The sequence below is a fragment of the Kribbella sp. NBC_00482 genome (assembly GCF_036013725.1).
In the GTDB taxonomy this organism is placed as follows: Bacteria; Actinomycetota; Actinomycetes; order Propionibacteriales; family Kribbellaceae; genus Kribbella.
This window is the reverse complement of record NZ_CP107881.1, coordinates 3,239,004-3,255,998: the sequence shown is the minus strand read 5'-3', so window position 1 is coordinate 3,255,998 and position 16,995 is coordinate 3,239,004. Positions and strand designations below refer to the sequence as shown.

The 16,995-nt window shown below is 68.0% G+C and carries 22 protein-coding genes; 7 read left to right on the top strand and 15 right to left on the bottom strand.

The annotated features are described in order from the left end of the window. Nucleotides 1-15 precede the first annotated feature (15 nt). The 3 genes from pstB (at nt 16) to OHB24_RS16145 (ending at nt 2,394) form a co-directional block, all read left to right on the top strand. Nucleotides 16-792: a phosphate ABC transporter ATP-binding protein PstB gene (gene pstB / locus OHB24_RS16155; RefSeq protein ID WP_327639842.1), complete on the top strand. Its 777-nt coding sequence runs from the start codon at nt 16-18 to the stop codon at nt 790-792. 183 nt (nt 793-975) lie between these two features. Then, nucleotides 976-1,878: an RDD family protein gene (locus OHB24_RS16150; RefSeq protein WP_327639841.1), complete on the top strand. Its 903-nt coding sequence runs from the start codon at nt 976-978 to the stop codon at nt 1,876-1,878. 27 nt (nt 1,879-1,905) lie between these two features. Continuing rightward, nucleotides 1,906-2,394, top strand: a complete 489-nt coding sequence (locus OHB24_RS16145; RefSeq protein ID WP_327639840.1) for a hypothetical protein — start codon at nt 1,906-1,908, stop codon at nt 2,392-2,394. Between the two features lie 7 nt (nt 2,395-2,401). On the opposite strand, the gene OHB24_RS16140 is transcribed toward OHB24_RS16145, so the two are convergent. Beyond that, on the bottom strand, nt 2,402-2,827 hold the full coding sequence (locus OHB24_RS16140; RefSeq protein ID WP_327639839.1) for a DUF2752 domain-containing protein: 426 nt from the start codon (nt 2,825-2,827) through the stop codon (nt 2,402-2,404). Nucleotides 2,828-2,856: 29 nt separating this feature from the next. Here OHB24_RS16140 and OHB24_RS16135 point away from each other — a divergent pair, with 29 nt between their 5' ends. Further along, nucleotides 2,857-3,498, top strand: a complete 642-nt coding sequence (locus OHB24_RS16135; RefSeq protein ID WP_327639838.1) for an RDD family protein — start codon at nt 2,857-2,859, stop codon at nt 3,496-3,498. Between the two features lie 2 nt (nt 3,499-3,500). On the opposite strand, the gene OHB24_RS16130 is transcribed toward OHB24_RS16135, so the two are convergent. The 3 genes from OHB24_RS16130 to thiC form a co-directional block, all read right to left on the bottom strand. Beyond that, a complete protein-coding gene (locus tag OHB24_RS16130) occupies nt 3,501-4,058 on the bottom strand; it encodes a hypothetical protein (RefSeq protein ID WP_327639837.1) in 558 nt (185 codons plus the stop codon). Then, complete coding sequence (locus OHB24_RS16125) at nt 4,055-4,654, bottom strand: transposase (protein WP_327639836.1); 600 nt, start codon at nt 4,652-4,654, stop codon at nt 4,055-4,057. Before OHB24_RS16125 ends, OHB24_RS16130 begins: the two co-directional genes overlap by 4 nt. A 140-nt stretch (nt 4,655-4,794) precedes the next feature. Beyond that, on the bottom strand, nt 4,795-6,417 hold the full coding sequence (gene thiC / locus OHB24_RS16120) for a phosphomethylpyrimidine synthase ThiC (protein ID WP_327639835.1): 1,623 nt from the start codon (nt 6,415-6,417) through the stop codon (nt 4,795-4,797). Nucleotides 6,418-6,571: 154 nt separating this feature from the next. Here thiC and OHB24_RS16115 point away from each other — a divergent pair, with 154 nt between their 5' ends. Both OHB24_RS16115 and OHB24_RS16110 read left to right on the top strand, forming a co-directional pair. Further along, a complete protein-coding gene (locus tag OHB24_RS16115; protein WP_327639834.1) occupies nt 6,572-7,318 on the top strand; it encodes a lysophospholipid acyltransferase family protein in 747 nt (248 codons plus the stop codon). A gap of 124 nt (nt 7,319-7,442) precedes the next feature. Continuing rightward, complete coding sequence (locus OHB24_RS16110) at nt 7,443-7,973, top strand: hypothetical protein (RefSeq protein ID WP_327639833.1); 531 nt, start codon at nt 7,443-7,445, stop codon at nt 7,971-7,973. A gap of 45 nt (nt 7,974-8,018) precedes the next feature. Here the strand turns inward: OHB24_RS16110 and OHB24_RS16105 are convergent, their stop codons facing one another. The 9 genes from OHB24_RS16105 to OHB24_RS16065 form a co-directional block, all read right to left on the bottom strand. Beyond that, nucleotides 8,019-8,252: a hypothetical protein gene (locus OHB24_RS16105; protein ID WP_131460662.1), complete on the bottom strand. Its 234-nt coding sequence runs from the start codon at nt 8,250-8,252 to the stop codon at nt 8,019-8,021. 13 nt (nt 8,253-8,265) lie between these two features. Further along, entirely contained in the window at nt 8,266-9,402 is a 1,137-nt protein-coding gene (locus OHB24_RS16100) for an inorganic phosphate transporter (protein WP_327639832.1), read from the bottom strand. 87 nt (nt 9,403-9,489) lie between these two features. Next, nucleotides 9,490-10,488, bottom strand: a complete 999-nt coding sequence (locus tag OHB24_RS16095) for an inorganic phosphate transporter (protein WP_327639831.1) — start codon at nt 10,486-10,488, stop codon at nt 9,490-9,492. A 2-nt stretch (nt 10,489-10,490) separates the two neighbouring features. Next, entirely contained in the window at nt 10,491-11,123 is a 633-nt protein-coding gene (locus OHB24_RS16090) for a DUF47 domain-containing protein (protein ID WP_327639830.1), read from the bottom strand. 139 nt (nt 11,124-11,262) lie between these two features. Next, on the bottom strand, nt 11,263-11,571 hold the full coding sequence (locus OHB24_RS16085; RefSeq protein WP_327639829.1) for a DUF202 domain-containing protein: 309 nt from the start codon (nt 11,569-11,571) through the stop codon (nt 11,263-11,265). 8 nt (nt 11,572-11,579) lie between these two features. After that, a complete protein-coding gene (locus OHB24_RS16080; protein WP_327639828.1) occupies nt 11,580-11,912 on the bottom strand; it encodes a YidH family protein in 333 nt (110 codons plus the stop codon). After that, nucleotides 11,909-13,168, bottom strand: a complete 1,260-nt coding sequence (locus tag OHB24_RS16075) for a glycoside hydrolase family 3 N-terminal domain-containing protein (RefSeq protein WP_327639827.1) — start codon at nt 13,166-13,168, stop codon at nt 11,909-11,911. Before OHB24_RS16075 ends, OHB24_RS16080 begins: the two co-directional genes overlap by 4 nt. Before the next feature lies 1 nt (nt 13,169). Further along, nucleotides 13,170-13,583: a MarR family winged helix-turn-helix transcriptional regulator gene (locus OHB24_RS16070; protein ID WP_327639826.1), complete on the bottom strand. Its 414-nt coding sequence runs from the start codon at nt 13,581-13,583 to the stop codon at nt 13,170-13,172. Beyond that, nucleotides 13,471-14,535 carry a DMT family transporter gene (locus OHB24_RS16065; RefSeq protein ID WP_327639825.1) on the bottom strand — a complete coding sequence of 355 codons (1,065 nt, stop codon included), beginning with the start codon at nt 14,533-14,535 and terminating at the stop codon, nt 13,471-13,473. Before OHB24_RS16065 ends, OHB24_RS16070 begins: the two co-directional genes overlap by 113 nt. 38 nt (nt 14,536-14,573) lie before the next feature. Between OHB24_RS16065 and OHB24_RS16060 the strand changes: the two genes are divergently transcribed. Further along, nucleotides 14,574-15,194 (top strand): TetR/AcrR family transcriptional regulator, encoded by a 621-nt coding sequence (locus OHB24_RS16060; RefSeq protein ID WP_327639824.1) that lies wholly within the window; start codon nt 14,574-14,576, stop codon nt 15,192-15,194. A 26-nt stretch (nt 15,195-15,220) separates the two neighbouring features. Here the strand turns inward: OHB24_RS16060 and OHB24_RS16055 are convergent, their stop codons facing one another. Then, a complete protein-coding gene (locus OHB24_RS16055; RefSeq protein ID WP_327639823.1) occupies nt 15,221-15,883 on the bottom strand; it encodes a potassium channel family protein in 663 nt (220 codons plus the stop codon). Further along, nucleotides 15,880-16,482 (bottom strand): acyl-CoA thioesterase, encoded by a 603-nt coding sequence (locus tag OHB24_RS16050; RefSeq protein WP_327639822.1) that lies wholly within the window; start codon nt 16,480-16,482, stop codon nt 15,880-15,882. The genes OHB24_RS16055 and OHB24_RS16050 overlap by 4 nt, the downstream gene beginning before the upstream one ends. Between the last annotated feature and the right edge of the window lie 513 nt (nt 16,483-16,995).

The following is a 16,995-nucleotide window of genomic DNA, read 5'->3' as shown; positions in this document are numbered from 1 at the left end:
AGGTTCTGAGTCGATATGGCTAAGCGCATCGAGGTCAGCGGCCTCAACGTCTACTACGGCGACTTCAAGGCCGTCGAGGACGTGTCGATGACGGTCGAGCCCCGCTCGGTCACCGCGTTCATCGGCCCGTCCGGCTGCGGCAAGTCCACGTTCCTGCGCACCTTGAACCGGATGCACGAGGTGATCCCCGGCGCCCGTGTCGAGGGCAAGGTGATGCTGGACCAGCAGGACCTGTATGCCACCGGCATCGACCCGGTGGCGGTACGGCGGGTTGTCGGCATGGTGTTCCAGCGGCCGAACCCGTTCCCGACGATGTCGATCTTCGACAACGTCGCGTCCGGCCTGAAGCTGAACGGCGTCAAGGACCGTAAGAAGCTGACCGAGGTGGTCGAGAGGTCCTTGCACGGCGCGAACCTGTGGAACGAGGTGAAGGACCGGCTCGACAAGCCGGGCGCGGGCCTGTCCGGCGGTCAGCAGCAGCGGCTCTGCATCGCCCGGGCGATCGCGGTCGAGCCCGAGGTGATCCTGATGGACGAGCCCTGCTCGGCCCTGGACCCGATCTCGACGCTGGCGATCGAGGACCTGATCGAGAAGCTCAAGGACCGTTTCACTGTTGTCATCGTCACGCACAACATGCAGCAGGCGGCCCGGGTTTCGGACCAGACGGCCTTCTTCAACCTGGCCGCGACCGGCAAGCCCGGCCGGCTGATCGAGATGGCCCCGACCAAGCAGATCTTCTCCAATCCGGGCGAAAAAGCGACCGAGGACTACATCACCGGCCGCTTCGGCTGATCCGTCGTACGAGTTATCCACAGCTACGGGCCGGCGATTCGCCGGTCCGTAGCTGTATTTGGTGTCAATTGGTGCAACTGTCCACAGATCGGGCGTTTCGCGTCTGCCGTGCCCACCGCAGTGGCCCTCCGACCGCTAGCCTTTGCCCAGTAAACGCGGGTGAACTGTGACGAAAGGACCATCGTGAGCGACCAGAACGTACCCCCGGGCACCGGACCGGAGGACGGCCGGAACCAGGGACCGGGCGCCCAAGGGCCCGGACAGAACCCGTACGGCCAGCCCGGTGCGACACCGCCGGGACAGCCGGGTCAATACGGCCAGCAGCCTGGTCAGCCGGGTCAGTACGGCCAGCAGCCGGGCCAGCCGGGCGGACAGCCTGGTCAGCCGGGTTACGGCCAGCAGCCCGGTCAGGGTGGCCAGCCCGGTCAGCCTGGCTACGGCCAGCCGCAGTACGGCCAGCAGCCGGGTCAGCCCGGTCAGCCCGGTTACGGCCAGCCCCAGTACGGCCAGCAGCCGGGCCAGCCCGGCTACGGTCAGCCCGGCGGCTACCCGCAGGGTCCTGACTACGGCCAGGTGGCGCAGGCCCAGAGCGGTCTCGTGCAGATCCCGGGCATGGGCACCGTGAAGGTGGCGACGATCGGATCGCGTGCGCTCGCACGCATCATCGACAGCGTCATCCTGTACGCGGTCGTCGGCATCCTGTACTTCATCTTCATCGGCGGTACGGCGGCGGCGACCAACGACGGCACCGTGTCCGACGGCGAGACCGCCGGCATCCTGGGCGGGTTCTTCGCCTTCCTCGGCATCTCCGTACTGATCACGATCCTGTACGAGTTGCTGCTGACGGCGTTCAAGGGCCAGACGGTCGGCAAGATGGTCATGGGCATCAAGGTCGTCCGTTCCGCGGACGGTCAGGTTCCTGGCTTCGGTCCGGCCTTCATGCGCTGGCTGCTGCCGATGATCGGCTCGTTCCTCTGCTACATCGGCGCGATCCTCGTCTACCTGTCGCCGCTGTTCGACAGCTCCGGCCGGGTGCAGGGATGGCACGACAAGGCCGCGAACACGCTGGTAATCGGGCTCCGGTAGTCGGCTGAAGGAAACTGGGGAGGGGCTGTGCTGAATCCGTTTGAGCAGGACTGGTGGGATGCGTGGAATCTGTGGAGCGCATTGGGCCAGGGTGTTCAGCTGCAGCCTCTCCCGCCGCCGGTGCCCCTGGGTCCCGGCGAGACCGCTCACGCGGTCGAACCGTGCGAGGTGCAACGGTTCGACGGCATCCGGCTCGCCTTCGGGAGCTCCCACGGCAACGCGTCGGCAGCGCATTGGCGCACCATCGACAACGGTACGGCGGTACTCACGCGGCACCGCGTGCTGCTGCTGAACCGCAACGGCCAGCAGGACTTCGGCCTGGCTGCCGTGACCCGTATGTGGACCGAGCATGACGGGACTGTCCTCGCCTACGGGGACACTCAGTACAAGCTGCGGGTGCCGCGGCCGGTGTGGTTCGACGTCATGTTGAACCACGTCGCGTTCAACCGGCGGATCGACCTCGCGGTCCCGCCGTTCGTGCAGGCCGCGTGGCAGCGCGCCGGCCTGATCAGGTGACCGGCGTTCAGAAGTTCCGTAGTACGCCGAAGATCAGCAAGGCGCCCAGAGCAACCTTTGTGAGGATTGCTACCGCCCGCGGGCTGAGGCGCTGCCGTGGCAGGTGGAGCCAGCCGGCGCGGGCCAACGACCAGGCGAGGACCTCGTAGCCGATGGCAACGCCAATGAGTGGGCCGAGGATCAGGACCGCCGCGTTGAAGTGCCAGGCGGCGTTCAGATCGCCTTCGAGGAGTGCCGCGGCCATTCTGGTCGCGCCGCAGAACGGGCAGTCGAGACCCGTCAGCGTGTGCAGCGGGCAGGGGATCCCGAGGCCGGACAGCCGGTAGATCCCGGCCAGCGCGAACCCGCCGATCCCCACTCCGGCCAGTCCCCAGACGCGGCGATCGACAGGTTTCACCGGTCCTTGTGGACGGGACACCACCGCGAAGGTCACGCTCCAACGGTACCCGCGATACTGATGGCATGAGCACTCCGATGCCGCCAGACGACGACCGCCCGCAGGACCAGCCGTACGGGAACGTCCAGCCGGGGTACGGATACGGGCACCCGCAGCAGCATCCGCAGCAGGCGCCGTACGGGCAGGGCTACGGGCAGCCGTACGGCTCGGGCTACGGCCAGCAGCCCTACGGCACCTACGGCTACGGCTACGGCTCTCAGCTGCCTCCCCTGGCCGACTGGGGACCGCGCGTCGCCGCGTCGCTCATCGACAGCCTGATCTCACTGGTGCCGCTACTGATCGGATTCGGCGCTCTGATCGCGAACACCGCAGCACGCGACGGCAACCCGCCCCCGGACGACGTTCCGCAGTGGTGGTCGATCATCCTCTTCTTCGTCGGCACCATCGCCAGCATCGCGCTCAGCCTGTGGAACCGGGTCTTCCGGCAGGGACGGACCGGCCAGAGCGTGGGCAAGAGCGCACTGCACATCAAGCTGATCGACGCCGTGACCGGAGAGCCGATCGGCGCCGGCCGGTCCTTCCTCCGCGACTTCCTCAGCGGCATCTTCAACAACGCCTGCTTCCTGAACGTCCTGTGGCCCCTGTGGGACGACCAGAAGCAGACGTGGCACGACAAGGTCATGAACACCTACGTGGTGCGCACCTGACGTCAGTGCGAGCGTAGGAGACCGGCGCAGGCCACTGCCCACAGCACACTGCTGAACGTGCCGATGATGAAGCGTTCGGCAACGGCTTGCGGTGTGACCGAGGCGGGCTGGTCGGGGCTGCGGAGCTCGGGGTACCTGGCCAGTCCCTTGATCGCCAGCACCACAGCGATGCCTTCCGGCCAGCCGGCAACCAGCGATGCGTAGATGGCCATTCGCTCGAGTGCACCGATCAGAGCGCCGCCACGCAGTACCTCACCGGCTTTCTGCGTCGACTGGGCACGTGTGCTCCTCCGGTCGGCCAGGGCCATCACAGAGGTCGTCAGAGGCCCGCCACCCGTCACCGCCAACGCTCCGGCCAGCAGGAGCAGTACGTTCCACCAGCGCTCGGCCCAGCCGGACACGCCATGCCCGGCGAGCAGCAGCACGCCGACAGCGGCCAGACAGGCCAGCATGACGGCACTGATGACGATCTCGAGGTTGGAGCCGGACGACCTGGGCACCCAGGCGAGTACGGCGAGGACCAGTGCGGCACCGGTCAGGGACAGGATCAGTGCCGTCACGCAGCAGCCCCGGCGCCGAGAAGATCCGCGGCCAGCACCCGTCCGCGCTGTTCCTCGGCGAAGCCCGCGGCCTGGGCGCGTTGCGTCACCGCCGACTGGCTGATGCCGAGTTTCACGCCGATCTCCCGCCTCGTGAGTCCTTCGCCCAACAGATCCGCCACTGCCCAGCCACGGTCACTGCGACGCCGCAGCACGGACGCCATCAACCACAGCACCGTCTCCACCTGCTCCGCTCTGCGCGGGTCTGCTCCGACCACGTTCACGTGGTGCTGACTGGACTTCGCCCGCGTCACCGCCTCCCGCGCGAACACGTACGCGTCGCCGCTTCCGGCCCGGGTACTGCGCGGCAGCGGCTCGGTGACCTCACCGACGCCGAGTCCGACGTACCAGTTGTCGGACCGCAGCAGTTCGACGATCACGTCGACGGTCGGACGGGCCTCGGACAGCACGCCCTGCACCTCGTCGCCGGCGGTCCGCTCGAACTTCCGCAGCAGTCCGATCCGCCGCGGCCGGCGGTTCAGGGAGTTGAGTAGCTCAGGTACGAGATCGCTCGTGCTTCGGCTGCCGCGCTGATCTACCGTGAGAACGAAGACCATGCCCTGCACCTCCTTCTGAACGGCTTAAGGCTACAGTCTTATTCACGTAGAGTGAAGGCCAAAACCTGAATCGGTTCAGCCAGTTACTCACCGTATCCGGCCCGGAGTCAGGTTCACGCCGGGCCGGACAGGTGCTGTACTCAGTCCGTGATCGGCAGGTGGAGTTTCTGGTCGCCTGCCTTGAAGGTTTCCGACATCTCGGCGAAGCCGGCCTCGATGGCCTCGGCGGAGGTCAGGCCACGTTCCTCGGCGTACGCGCGGATGTCGGCAGTGATCCGCATCGAGCAGAACTTCGGGCCGCACATCGAGCAGAAGTGCGCGGTCTTCGCGGGCTCGGCCGGCAACGTCTCGTCGTGGAAGGACCGGGCGGTGTCCGGATCCAGCGAGAGGTTGAACTGGTCCTCCCAGCGGAACTCGAACCTTGCCTTCGACAACGTGTCGTCCCAGTCCTGCGCACCCGGATGTCCCTTGGCCAGATCGGCCGCGTGGGCGGCGATCTTGTACGTGATCACGCCGGTCTTCACGTCGTCACGATCGGGCAGGCCGAGGTGCTCCTTGGGCGTGACGTAGCAGAGCATCGCCGTACCCAGCCAGCCGATCTGGGCCGCGCCGATCGCCGACGTGATGTGGTCGTAGGCCGGCGCCACATCGGTTGCCAACGGCCCCAAGGTGTAGAACGGCGCCTCCCCGCAGAGCTCCTCCTCGAGCCGGACGTTCTCGGCGATCTTGTGCATCGGCACGTGTCCGGGGCCTTCGATCATCACCTGTACGTCGTGCTCCCAGGCGATCCGCGTCAGCTCCCCCAGGGTCCGCAGTTCGGCGAACTGCGCCTCGTCGTTGGCGTCCGCGATACACCCCGGCCGCAACCCGTCGCCCAGCGAGAACGTCACGTCGTACTCGCGGAGAATCTCGCACAGCTCCGCGAAATGCGTGTAGAGGAAGGACTCCTGGTGGTGCGCCAGGCACCACGCGGCCATGATCGATCCGCCGCGCGACACGATCCCGGTGATCCGCCGCGCGGTCAGCGGCACGTACCGCAGCAGTACGCCGGCGTGCACGGTCATGTAGTCCACGCCCTGCTCGCACTGCTCGATCACGGTCTCGCGGTACACCTCCCACGACAGCGCCGCCGGATCGCCCTTCACCTTCTCCAGCGCCTGGTACAACGGCACCGTCCCGATCGGCACCGGCGAGTTGCGCAGGATCCACTCCCGCGTCTCGTGGATGTTCTTCCCGGTGGACAGGTCCATCACCGTGTCCGCGCCCCACCGGGTCGCCCAGACGAGTTTCTCCACCTCTTCCTCGACCGAGCTGCTGACGGCGGAGTTGCCGATGTTCGCGTTCACCTTCACCAGGAACTTCTTCCCGATGATCATCGGCTCGCTCTCCGGATGCCTCCGGTTCGCCGGGATCACCGCGCGGCCGCGCGCCACCTCCGCCCGGACGAACTCCGGATCGAGTCCCTCCCGCAAGGCGACGTACCGCATCTCCTCGGTGATCACCCCGGCCCGTGCGTGCCCGAGCTGGGTCCGCGACTCGCGCCCGGCGATCCACGCGCGCCGCAACGCGGGCAGACCGGTCTGGACGTCGATCTGCGCCGACGCGTCGGTGTACGGACCGGACGTGTCGTACAGGTCGAAGTGCTCGCCGTTGGTGAGATTCACGCGGCGCGCCGGTACCCCGAGCTCTCCGCGATAGATCTTCTCCGAGCCCGAGATCGGGCCCGTGGTGACCGCCGGACGGATCGTGCTGACATTCACCATGTTGCTGCTCCCTACGCCGGAATTACCCGGACAGGTTCGGCGGTCGGCGGCGCCGGCATATCTCAGCCAGCCGCCCTCTCAGCCCACTACGGTGCGAGCTCCCGCGATTTCCAGTTGTGACGGCCACCCTAGACGAAGCCTGTAGCGTCGAGGAATGCGAGACCTCGTCTATCCGCCTGTCGTTGCCTTCGCGAAGACCGCGTTCAGAGTGCTGGACCTGAAGATCCGGCGTACCGGGACCGAGCACGTGCCGCGCACCGGCGGGGCCCTGATCGCGATCAACCACGTCAGCTACGTCGACTTCATCCTGGGCGGGTACGGCGCGCTGCCGGCCAGGCGGCTCGTCCGGTTCATGGCGAAAGAGGTGCTGTTCCGCAACCGGTACTCCGGTCCGTTGATGCGCGGCATGCACCACATCCCGGTGGACAGGGAGGCGGGCGCCGCGTCGTACCAGCAGGCCCTGGAGCACCTGGCGGCCGGCGAACTGGTCGGCGTGTTCCCGGAGGCGACGATCAGCCGGTCGTTCGAGCTCAAGGAGTTCAAGTCCGGCACGGTGCGGATGGCGGCGGAGGCCGGCGTGCCGGTGTTGCCGATGATCCTGTGGGGCACGCAGCGGATGTTCACCAAGGATCACCCGCGGGACTTCACCCGGCACCGGCCGATCTCGATCAGCATCGGCGCGCCGATCACGGTGACGCGTGACGACGACCCTGTCGAGGCGACCGCGCACCTGCGCTCCACGATGTCGGGGATGCTGGACGAGACGATCCGCGCCTACCCCGAGCAGCCGGCGGGCGCCTGGTGGCTGCCGGCCGCGTACGGCGGCAGCGCGCCGACTCCCGAAGAGGCCCAACGGCTGGACCTGGAGGAGCTCGCCCGGCGGGCAGCCAAACGTCAGTAACCGGACCAGACCTTGACCCTCGGCCCGATACGAGGGTACGAAGTCTCTCGTTGACAGAACAGGAACCTGGGGGGTCCCTGTACGGCGGGCGGCTGCGGTGGCTCGCGTACGAGTGCGGGCGGGGATGGTTTTGTTCGATTCACCGGAGGAACTGCATCTGTTCGACCCGGGGGCGCTGACACCGGCTCCGCACGTGGCCGAGCACATCCCGGACGCCGGGGCGTTCTTCGTCGACTGGGCGACCCGGGGGCTGTCCGTGGAGCGCGCCCGGGAAATCGAGTCTGCGGTGAACGGCCGGCGCAACCAGAACGGCTGGTTCCCGCTCGAGTCGCTGGACAGCATCGGCCGCAAGGGCTTCTGGCGTGGCCCGCTGACCTACCTGGCCCGGATGACGGCCGACGACGCGCGGATCCTGCAGGAGTGGGCCACGGACGGCCTCGGGGGCGCTCAGTCGAACCGTATCGAGGCGACGGTCGACCACCTGCTCCACCAGCAGGGCCACGCCGCCGCAGCCACCTGGGCCGTCGCCGTCCGCCCACGCACGTACCTGGACGCCGAGGTCCTCGGCGACCGCCTCCTGGCCGCCTGGGAGTACAACCTCGGCTCCATCCGCGCCAAGGACGTAGCCAAGTCCGTACGCCGCTGGAACCGCTGAAGACTGCTGTACGACGGGCAGCCGCCAGACCGCCCGCCGTACAGCTCAGTGGAACTGCGGGATGATCAGGTACAGCCCGTACAGCACTGCCGCCAGACAGGCTGCGAAACACAGTGCAGCTACACCTGTGTCCACGAAGGACGGCTGCCGCTTCTCGTCGATCGCCACGGCCCGCCGCGACATCGCGGTCACACCGAACGCGAACAGCACCGCCAGGCCGACACCGAAGAGCAGGCTGACCAGTGCGACCTCACCGAGGGCACTCCAGTTGATGTGCATCGCCGTACTCCTCTCAGGCCGCAGCAGCGGTGGTGGACGGGGCAGTGGAGCTCGGGTACTCGTTGACGTTCTCGGACGTCACCGGGCGGCGCCGGGACGCGGCGTAGATTCCGCTACCGGCCGCGACCGCGAGGACCGCGATGATGACCACACCGAGGTTGCCGGAGTCGGCGACCCGGCCGGACAGGGCCCCGACGATCGCAGCGGCCGGCAGCGTGAGCAGCCAGGCCACGGCCATCCGGCCGGCGACGGTCCAGCGCACCTCGGCCAGCCGCTTGCCGAGGCCGGCGCCGAGGATGCTGCCGGAGCAGACCTGGGTGGTGGACAGCGGGAAGCCCAGGTGCGAGGAGGCCAGCAGCACGGCGGTCGAGCTCGTCTCCGCGGAGAAGCCCTGCGGCGACTCGATCTCGGCGAGGCCCTTGCCCATCGTCCGGATGATCCGCCAGCCGCCCAGGTAGGTGCCGGCCGCGATCGCCAGGCCTGCCGCGAGGATCACCCACAGCGGCGGCCGGGACCCGGAGGCGAGGCTGCCGGAGGTGATCAGCACCAGCGTGATGACGCCCATCGTCTTCTGCGCGTCACCGGTGCCGTGCGCGAGCGAGACCAGCGACGCGGACGCGATCTGCCCGACCCGGAACCCGTCGTTCACCGACTTCTTCCGCGCTCGCGCAGTGATCTTGTACGCCAGGTAGGTTCCGAGCAGCGCGACCACGCCGGCCACGACCGGGGCCGCGATCGCCGGGACGATGATCTTCTGGACGACGGTGCCGAAATGTACGGCGCTGCTCCCGGACGCGATCCAGGTGGCGCCGATCAGGCCGCCGAACAGCGCGTGCGACGAGGAGCTGGGCAGACCGAGGTACCAGGTCAGCAGGTTCCAGAGGATCGCTCCGACGAGCCCGCCGAAGATCACCGGCACGGTCACCCTGGCATCGTCGACGATGCCGCTGGAGATCGTCTTGGCCACCTCGGTCGAGATGAACGCGCCGACCAGGTTCAGGACGGCGGACAGCGCGACCGCGACCTTCGGTTTCAGTGCGCCGGTGGCGATCGAGGTCGCCATCGCGTTGGCGGTGTCGTGGAACCCGTTGGTGAAGTCGAACACCAGCGCGGTGACGATCACCACGACGACGAGGAACGAAAGGTCCATAGCGACCACACCCCTTAGGCGGACGATCAGCAGCGTCGATCGACCGTAGGCCGGGTGAGTGAACTCGAAATGAACCGGTTCGGGCGCTTATTCGAGGATCAGGTGGGCTATCCCGTAGACGCCGGCCGCGACGATGCCGGCGGCGGGGATGGTCAGGATCCACGCGGTGATAATGCCCTTGGCGACGCCCCAGCGGACGGCGGACAGGCGCTTGGTGGCGCCGGCGCCCATCACCGCGGAGGTGATCGTGTGGGTGGTGGAGACCGGGGCGTGCAGGCCGATCGCCATCACGTACAGCACGGTGGCGGCGACCGCCTCGGAGGCGAACCCGCGGGCCGGGTCCAGGTGGATGATCCGGCGGCCGAGGGTCCGCATGATCCGCCAGCCGCCGGAGTACGTGCCGAGCGAGATCGCGGTCGCGGCGGCCAGCTTCACCCAGGTCGGGATGCCGTCGCCGGCCTTCGCGTGGCCGGTGGTGAGCAGCGCCAGGAAGATGACGCCCATCGTCTTCTGGGCGTCCTGGAGGCCGTGCCCGAGCGCCATCGCGGCGGCCGACAGCGACTGCGCCAGCCGGAAGCCGCGCGTGGTCTTGCCGGGGTTGCGGTTCCGGAAGATCCACAGGATCGCGGTCATCAGCAGGAACGCGCCGACGAACCCGATCGCGGGCGACAGCACCATCGGGATGACGACCTTGTCGACGATGCCCGACCACAGCACCACGCTGCTCGAGGCCAGCCCGGCGCCGACCAGGCCGCCGATCAGCGCGTGCGACGAGGAGCTGGGCAGACCGAAGTACCAGGTGATCAGGTTCCACGTGATGGCGCCGACCAGCGCGGCGATCACGATCACCAGGCCGTGCTGGCCGCTCGGCGCGCTGATGATGCCCTTGCCGACGGTGTCGGCCACCTCGGTGCCGAGGAACGCGCCGAGGAAGTTCATCACCGCGGCCATCACCAGCGCCACCCGCGGGGTCAGCGCGCGGGTCGAGACCGAGGTCGCGATCGCGTTGGCGGCGTCGTGGAAGCCGTTGGTGTAGTCGAAGGCCAGCGCGATGACGACGACGGCGATGACGAGCGTGAGCTCCACGCTCAGCCCTCCTTGACGGCGATCTGTTCGACCGTGTTGGCGACGTGCTCGAACGCGTCGATCGCGGCCTCCAGCAGGTCGACCACGGTCTTGAGCTTCATCACCGTCAGCGCCTCGTACTCACCGCTGAACAGCTTCGCGATCAGCCGCCGGTGCACAGCGTCACCGGTGTTCTCCAGGCGGTTGATCTCGATCCAGTACTCGGCCAGGTCCTTCATGGTCCGCAGCCGGGGCATCGTCTCGGCGGTCAGCTGCGCGGCCCGCTGGAGGACCTCGATCTGCTCGGCGATCTCCTCCGGCAGCTTCTCCAGGTTGAAGAGGTGGATGGTGTCCACCGCCTCCTCCATGAAGTCCATGACGTCGTCCAGATCGGAGGCCAGCCGGTAGATGTCCTCGCGGTCGAACGGGGTGACGAAGGTCGAGTTCACCCGGCGAATGATCGAGTGGGTGGTCTCGTCGGCCGCGTGTTCCGCGTCCTTCATCTGGGCGGCGATCGAATGGCTCGCGGACAGCCCGGTTCCCGCCGTACTGCCGAGCAACTCGGCCAGGATCCGCGCTCCGTCGACGAGGTGGTTGGCGGACTCGGTGAAAAGGTCGTAGAACGTCGGGTCGTTCGGACGCAGACGTAACGGCACTTCAAGCTCCGGATGAACGAGGGACAAACCGTGAACATGCTAGGGGGAACCACCGGTTGACGCGGCATCCGCCCCGATCAACGTAGCGCGTCGCGGTGAACCGCGTTTTCAGGCGCGCACGGCTGGTAACTGATCGGTTTCAGCGTGTTAGCACGGCGTACAGGTCGAAGAGCCCGACCACGAGCACCAGACCGGCCGCGATCCGGAGCACGTTCTGGTGGCCGAGAGCATGCACCGCCCCGCCCTTGGTACGGCGGTAAACGGCGCTCACCGCCGCCCAGCAGCCCATCGACAGCACGAGAACGACGATCCCGAGACCGGTCCGGACCTCGGACGAGCCGTGGCCGGAGGCAATCAGCAGGACACCGTTGGCAATCAGTCCGAGCGCCGTACGACGCCACGCCAGCAGGGTCCGCTCCGGCTGCCGGCCTGGATCCGGTGTGCTCATTGCCACATTCACCGCCAGAGCGAGAACAGCAGGCCGATCAGGCCGACCACGGCGATCGTTGCTCCGAGCATCAGCGGGAGCCTGGTCACTGGGAGTGCACCGCCACGGCGGATCGCGGTCTGGTTGAGCTGCCAGCGCCGGAACGCTCCTGCGGTCGTGACGATCCCGGCGGTGACCAGGATGATGCCGATGATCCGGGCCGGCCAGCGGTCCGGTCCGAGGTCGAGGAACTGGACCGCGGACAGCCCACCCGCGTAACAGGCGAGGGAGGTCCGCAGGTAGGCCAGGTAGGTGCGTTCGTTCGCCAAGGTGAAGCGGTAGTCGGGTTCCTCCTCCGTCATCCGCAGCTCACCAGGCCGTGGTCCTGTTTCAGTGTCAGCACACGGCGCACGCTACTCGTCAGCTGCGCGGCGAAGGACTTGTCCTGCTGGGCCTTGGCGACCAGCGCCGCCACCATCTCCGCGGTCAGCCCGGCCTTGGCGTTGATGACGATATCGCCGCCGGCGGCGACGAATCGGGTCGCGCGGTCACCGGCCGGGACCGCAGCGACCTCCGCCGCGGCGCCGACGTCGTCGGTGATCACCACCCCGCGCCAGCCGAGATCGTCCCGCACCATGCCCTGGATGACGGTCGGCGAGAACACCGCACGGTTCTTCGGATCGATCCTCGTGTACGTCACGGTCGAGATCATCACCATCGACGTACCGGCCTTGATCCCGTCCGCGAACGACTGCAGGTCGGCGTCGCCGCGGACGGTGACGTTGTCGACGACACCGGAAGAGAAGTCGGTGTTGCCGCGGACGCGCCCGAGTCCCGGGAAGTGCTTGACCGACGTCGCGATCCCCGCGTTGCGCATGCCCTGGACGAACGCCCGTACCCCCTGACCGGCCTCCTCGGGCGTGTCGCCGTACTCACGATCCAGCTGACCGATCGGCGCGTTCTGCGACTTGAGCGAGCTGGGTACGACGTCGGCGACCGGTGCGAGGTCGACGTTGACGCCGGCCTCCTTGAGCTGGCTGCCCCACTGCTGGGCCTGTGCGGTGAGCTTTGAACTCGACCAGGTGCCCTGCACCGTGGCCGCCGGGATGCGGTCGAACCCGGAGCCCTTGAGGCGCTGGATCTGGCCGCCCTCCTGGTCCGCCGCGATCAACGGGCGGATGCCCTTCAGCGTCGCGGCCGTGTTCACCGCGGCCATCGCCGTACGGGTGTGCGCGAGGCTGCCGCTGTTGCCGATCAGGAACACGCTGCCGGACTTCTGCTGCTGTACGACGGCACGCTGGGCGGACGTCATACCGGTGGAGCCGATCCCGGTCATGATCAGCTGCGCGGCCTTCTCCCGCAGGGTCAGCGCCTGCAGCTTCTGGTCGACGCAGCCCGCCGTACTGGCCGGCGGTTTCGAGGCCGGCGGCCCGGACGGGGTCGCGCTGGGCGTATCGGTCGGCGTATCGGTTGGTGTGGTCGCTGCGGCACTCGGGTCGTCGGTCACCGGGATCGAGGACGACGGCACGGTGCTCGGTCCTGCGGTCGGGGAGCCACTGTCACCACAGCCGGTCACGGCGAGGGCAGTCAGCGCGATCAGCGTGACCGGGCGCCTCATCTCAGTTTCGCTCCCACGCCGCGCGGTCGATGGTGTCACCGGAATGCCGGGCCAGCGTCGCGCAGACGTCGTACAGGTTCTCGACCTGCTCGGGGGTGAGTGCGTCGAAGATCGACTTACGGACCTCCTCGACATGACCGGGTGCCGTGTCGACCAGTTTCTGCCGGCCGAGTTCGGTGAGGATCGCGACCTGGCCGCGGCGATCGGACTCGATGCCCTCGCGCCTGACCCAGCCGTTCTGCTCGAGGCGGTTGACCGCGTGCGACAGCCGGCTGCGGGAGCCCTGCGTGGCGACCGCGAGTTCACTCATCCGCAGCCGGTTGGCAGGCGCCTCGGACAGCCGGACGAGAATCTCGTAGTACGTGTGCGGAATTCCGGCGTCGCGCTGCAACTGCTGCTCGATCCGGCTGCTCACTACGCGCTGTGCCGCGATGTACGCGCGCCAGGCCTGCGCCTCTGTCTGGTCCAGCCACCGGGGTTCCGCCATCCCGGCAGCCTACTTGTTCACCGACTCGGATCAGCAGTACGGCGGCAGCACACACCAGCATGCCGACGACGGCGAGTGCGCCGATCGTCTCGTGGAATAGCAGGAACGCGAACACCATCGTGGTCGGCGGCACCAGGTAGAGCAACGAACTGATGCGCGTTGCGCCGGAGAGCTTGAGGTTGACCAGGTACAGCCCCCAGCCGCCGCCGGTCGCCAGCAGCACCAGCCAGAGCACGGCACCGTAGAAACCCGGGTTCTCGGGCACGGTCAGTCGATGGGTCGACGCGGCCAACGCGGTGAAGAGGACTGCCGACACGAGGCTCTGGATTGCCAGCGCGTCCAGCGAGTTCGTCGCCGGCTTTCGGTGGCGGTCAAGGCACGTCCCCGCCACCAGGCCGAGGAGACCGCCGATCGGGATCAGGAAGAGAAGCGGTGAAGCGTGGCCGGCCCCGAGATCGTCGGCCACGACCAGACCGACGCCGACCAGGCCGAGGAGCAGTCCTAGCCATTGACGTCCGCTGACACGTTCACCGAGCAGCGGTCCGGCGACGGTCGCGATCAGGATCGGCTGGAGCGATCCGATCAGCGCGGTGACGCCGGCCGTGATGCCGTGGTCGATACCGGTGAAGATCAGGCCCAGGTAGACGAACTGGGTGAGGACCGCCATCCACACCTGACTCACGAGGTCCCGGCGGGAGATCCGCGGCCGGCGGATCGCCAGCACCGCGGCGGCGATCGCGCCCGCGACCAGGAACCGCCAGGCGAGCAGGTCGAACGCGTTCGTGTACTGCGTCCCCCAGCGCGCACCGATGAAGCCGCAGCTCCAGAACACGACGAACCCGGTCCCGGCAGCCAGCGTGAGCGCCCTGTGCGTGATCATGGAATGACGGTAACCACACCGGTCGGTATACTGTCAGTATGCTCGACCACCAGGTGAGACTGATCGTGGACCGCGAGGTTCGTGCGGCGCCCCGGCTGACCCCGGCCGGCGAGCGCATCCTGGCGGCCGCGTCGACGCTGTTCTACGAGCAGGGGATCCGGACCGTCGGCGTCGATGCGATCGCCGCGGCGGCGGACGTGACGAAGAAGACGTTGTACGACCGGTTCGGGTCGAAGGATCGGCTGATCGCGGCGTACCTGGAGCAGCGGGACCGGACCTGGCACCTGTTCCTGGACGAACAGCTGGCCGCGCGGAAGCCGGCCACGCCCGAGGCGGTCATCCTGGTGCTGTTCGCCGCGCTGACCGACTGGCTGGCCGGATCGCGCAACGGGTGCGGATTCATCAACGCGAGCGTGGAGCTGGCCGCGCCGGACCATCCAGCGATGCCGGTGATCGTCGGTCAGAAGCGGTGGATGCGGTCCGAGTTCGAGGCGCAGGCGCAGGCTGCGGGACTCGCGGACGCGGGTGAACTGGCCGATCGGCTGCTGTTGCTCCACGAGGGTGCGCTGGTCAGTTACCGGGTCGCGGCGATGACCTCGGCGCCGGAGGTGGCGGCGCGGGCGGCCGCCGATCTGCTGGCGGGGTGGCCTCGGGTCTAGGTCCTGTCTGGATCACCAGACAGGTCCTAGGTGTTGCTCCGCTTGGCGATGGTGAGGCCGACGAGGCGGGACACGACCATGGCGACGTACCCGAGGCCGGCGAGCTGTTCGAGCATCACGACCGAGCGTCCCCAGGACGTGATCGGGACGATGTCGCTCAGGCCGGTGCTGGACAGCGTGGTGAAGCTCAGGAACAGCAGTTCCATCCAGGTGCGATCGTTGGCCGGGTCAACGGCTGCGGTGAAGCTGCCGGGGACGAGGACCTGGACGAACACGTACAGGTAGGCGAAACCCCAAGCTACCAAGGTGAAAGTGGCACCTGTCGCGAAGAGTTCGTCGACACTCACGTCATGGTCGGAGAGCATGTAGCGGAGCAGGCTGTACGCCGCGTAGAAGTAGAAGGCCGCATGCAGCGCGCCGGAGATCGCGACGACCGGCTCGGTCGGGTTGAACGCGTCGACCAACGACAGCGCCACCGCCGGAAGTCCGAGGCAGACGCTGACCCAGGTGAGTCCTGGGGTCGCGCGGACGGAGAAGACCGCGAGCACGAGTACGACGATGCCGAGGATCTCGAACGCGACGCGGCCGGAGCGTGATCCCTCCATCGCCGGATAGACGAGCACGCCGAGCAACTGCACCATCAGCAGCACCCCCGACGGATTCCGCCGCGCACCACCGAGAAACGTCACCGCCCACCACCCTCAGCCGCAACCTCCCCGTGCGCAACCTCCCCGCGGGCAGCCTTCTCGTGTGTTGCCTTCTCGTGTGTTGCCTCCTCGTGTGCTGCTTCCTCGCGGGAGGCGATGATCGCTGCGCGGCGGGCCAGCCGGTGGCTCCGGCGGATCTCGGCCTCGCGCAACCGCCGGCGGTCCTCGTCCGTCTCCGGAACCGCCTGCGGCACCTGCCGCGGCTTCCCGTCCTCGTCGACCGCCACGAACACCAGGTACGCCGACGCGACATGCACCTGCGGACCGACCGCATCCCACCGATCGGCGGTGATCCGTACGCCGACCTCCATCGAGCTCCGCCCGGTCCAGTTCACCTGCGCGCTGAAGTGCACGACATCACCGACCCGCACCGGGACCAGAAAGACCATCTCGTCCATCGACGCGGTGACCGCGGGCCCGCCGGAGTGCCGCGCCGCGACCACCCCGGCCACCGAGTCGACCAGCGTCATGATCACGCCGCCGTGCACGGTGCCGAGCAGGTTCGTCTCGTTCTGCGCGGTGATGTGCGACAGCGACAGCCGCGTCTCCGAGGTCGGCCGCGACGACGGACTGCTGCTCATACAACTCCTCGGATCACACCGGCTAGGTCTGCGGCAGCGTATCCCGCCCACCACCAGCCCCCGAGCAAGAAGACCTCCTGCCCGATGCGCGCCAACCCCAAGAGCGGGGAAACAAAGTTGCACAGAGCGACAACTTCCTTCCCCGCCACGACGGCTCACGCCGAGTCGTGGCGTTTGGTTGCCCCTCGAAACCGCGAGTCGTGAATCGAGGCTGCAGGTGACCACCAAACCCCACGACTCGACGGCCCCGGTCCCACCGACGGACTGGCGACGAACGGTTATCCCGTCGGATGGTGGGTTCTCTACTGATACGCGAGGGGAGAACCCTGCACGCGAGGGGTTATCCATCCCCGTGACCGACGACCGGCCACCCGGCGACGCCCAGCTCAGCCCAACGGCCCCCACACCTGCATCACAAGAGCCGGATAACCAGCCTTGTTGCCCGCGGTGTGGGTCGCGTTCTGCCCGGGCGTCGGCCAACTCGCCTGCCTGCCTGGCGACTCCGGCCGCAGG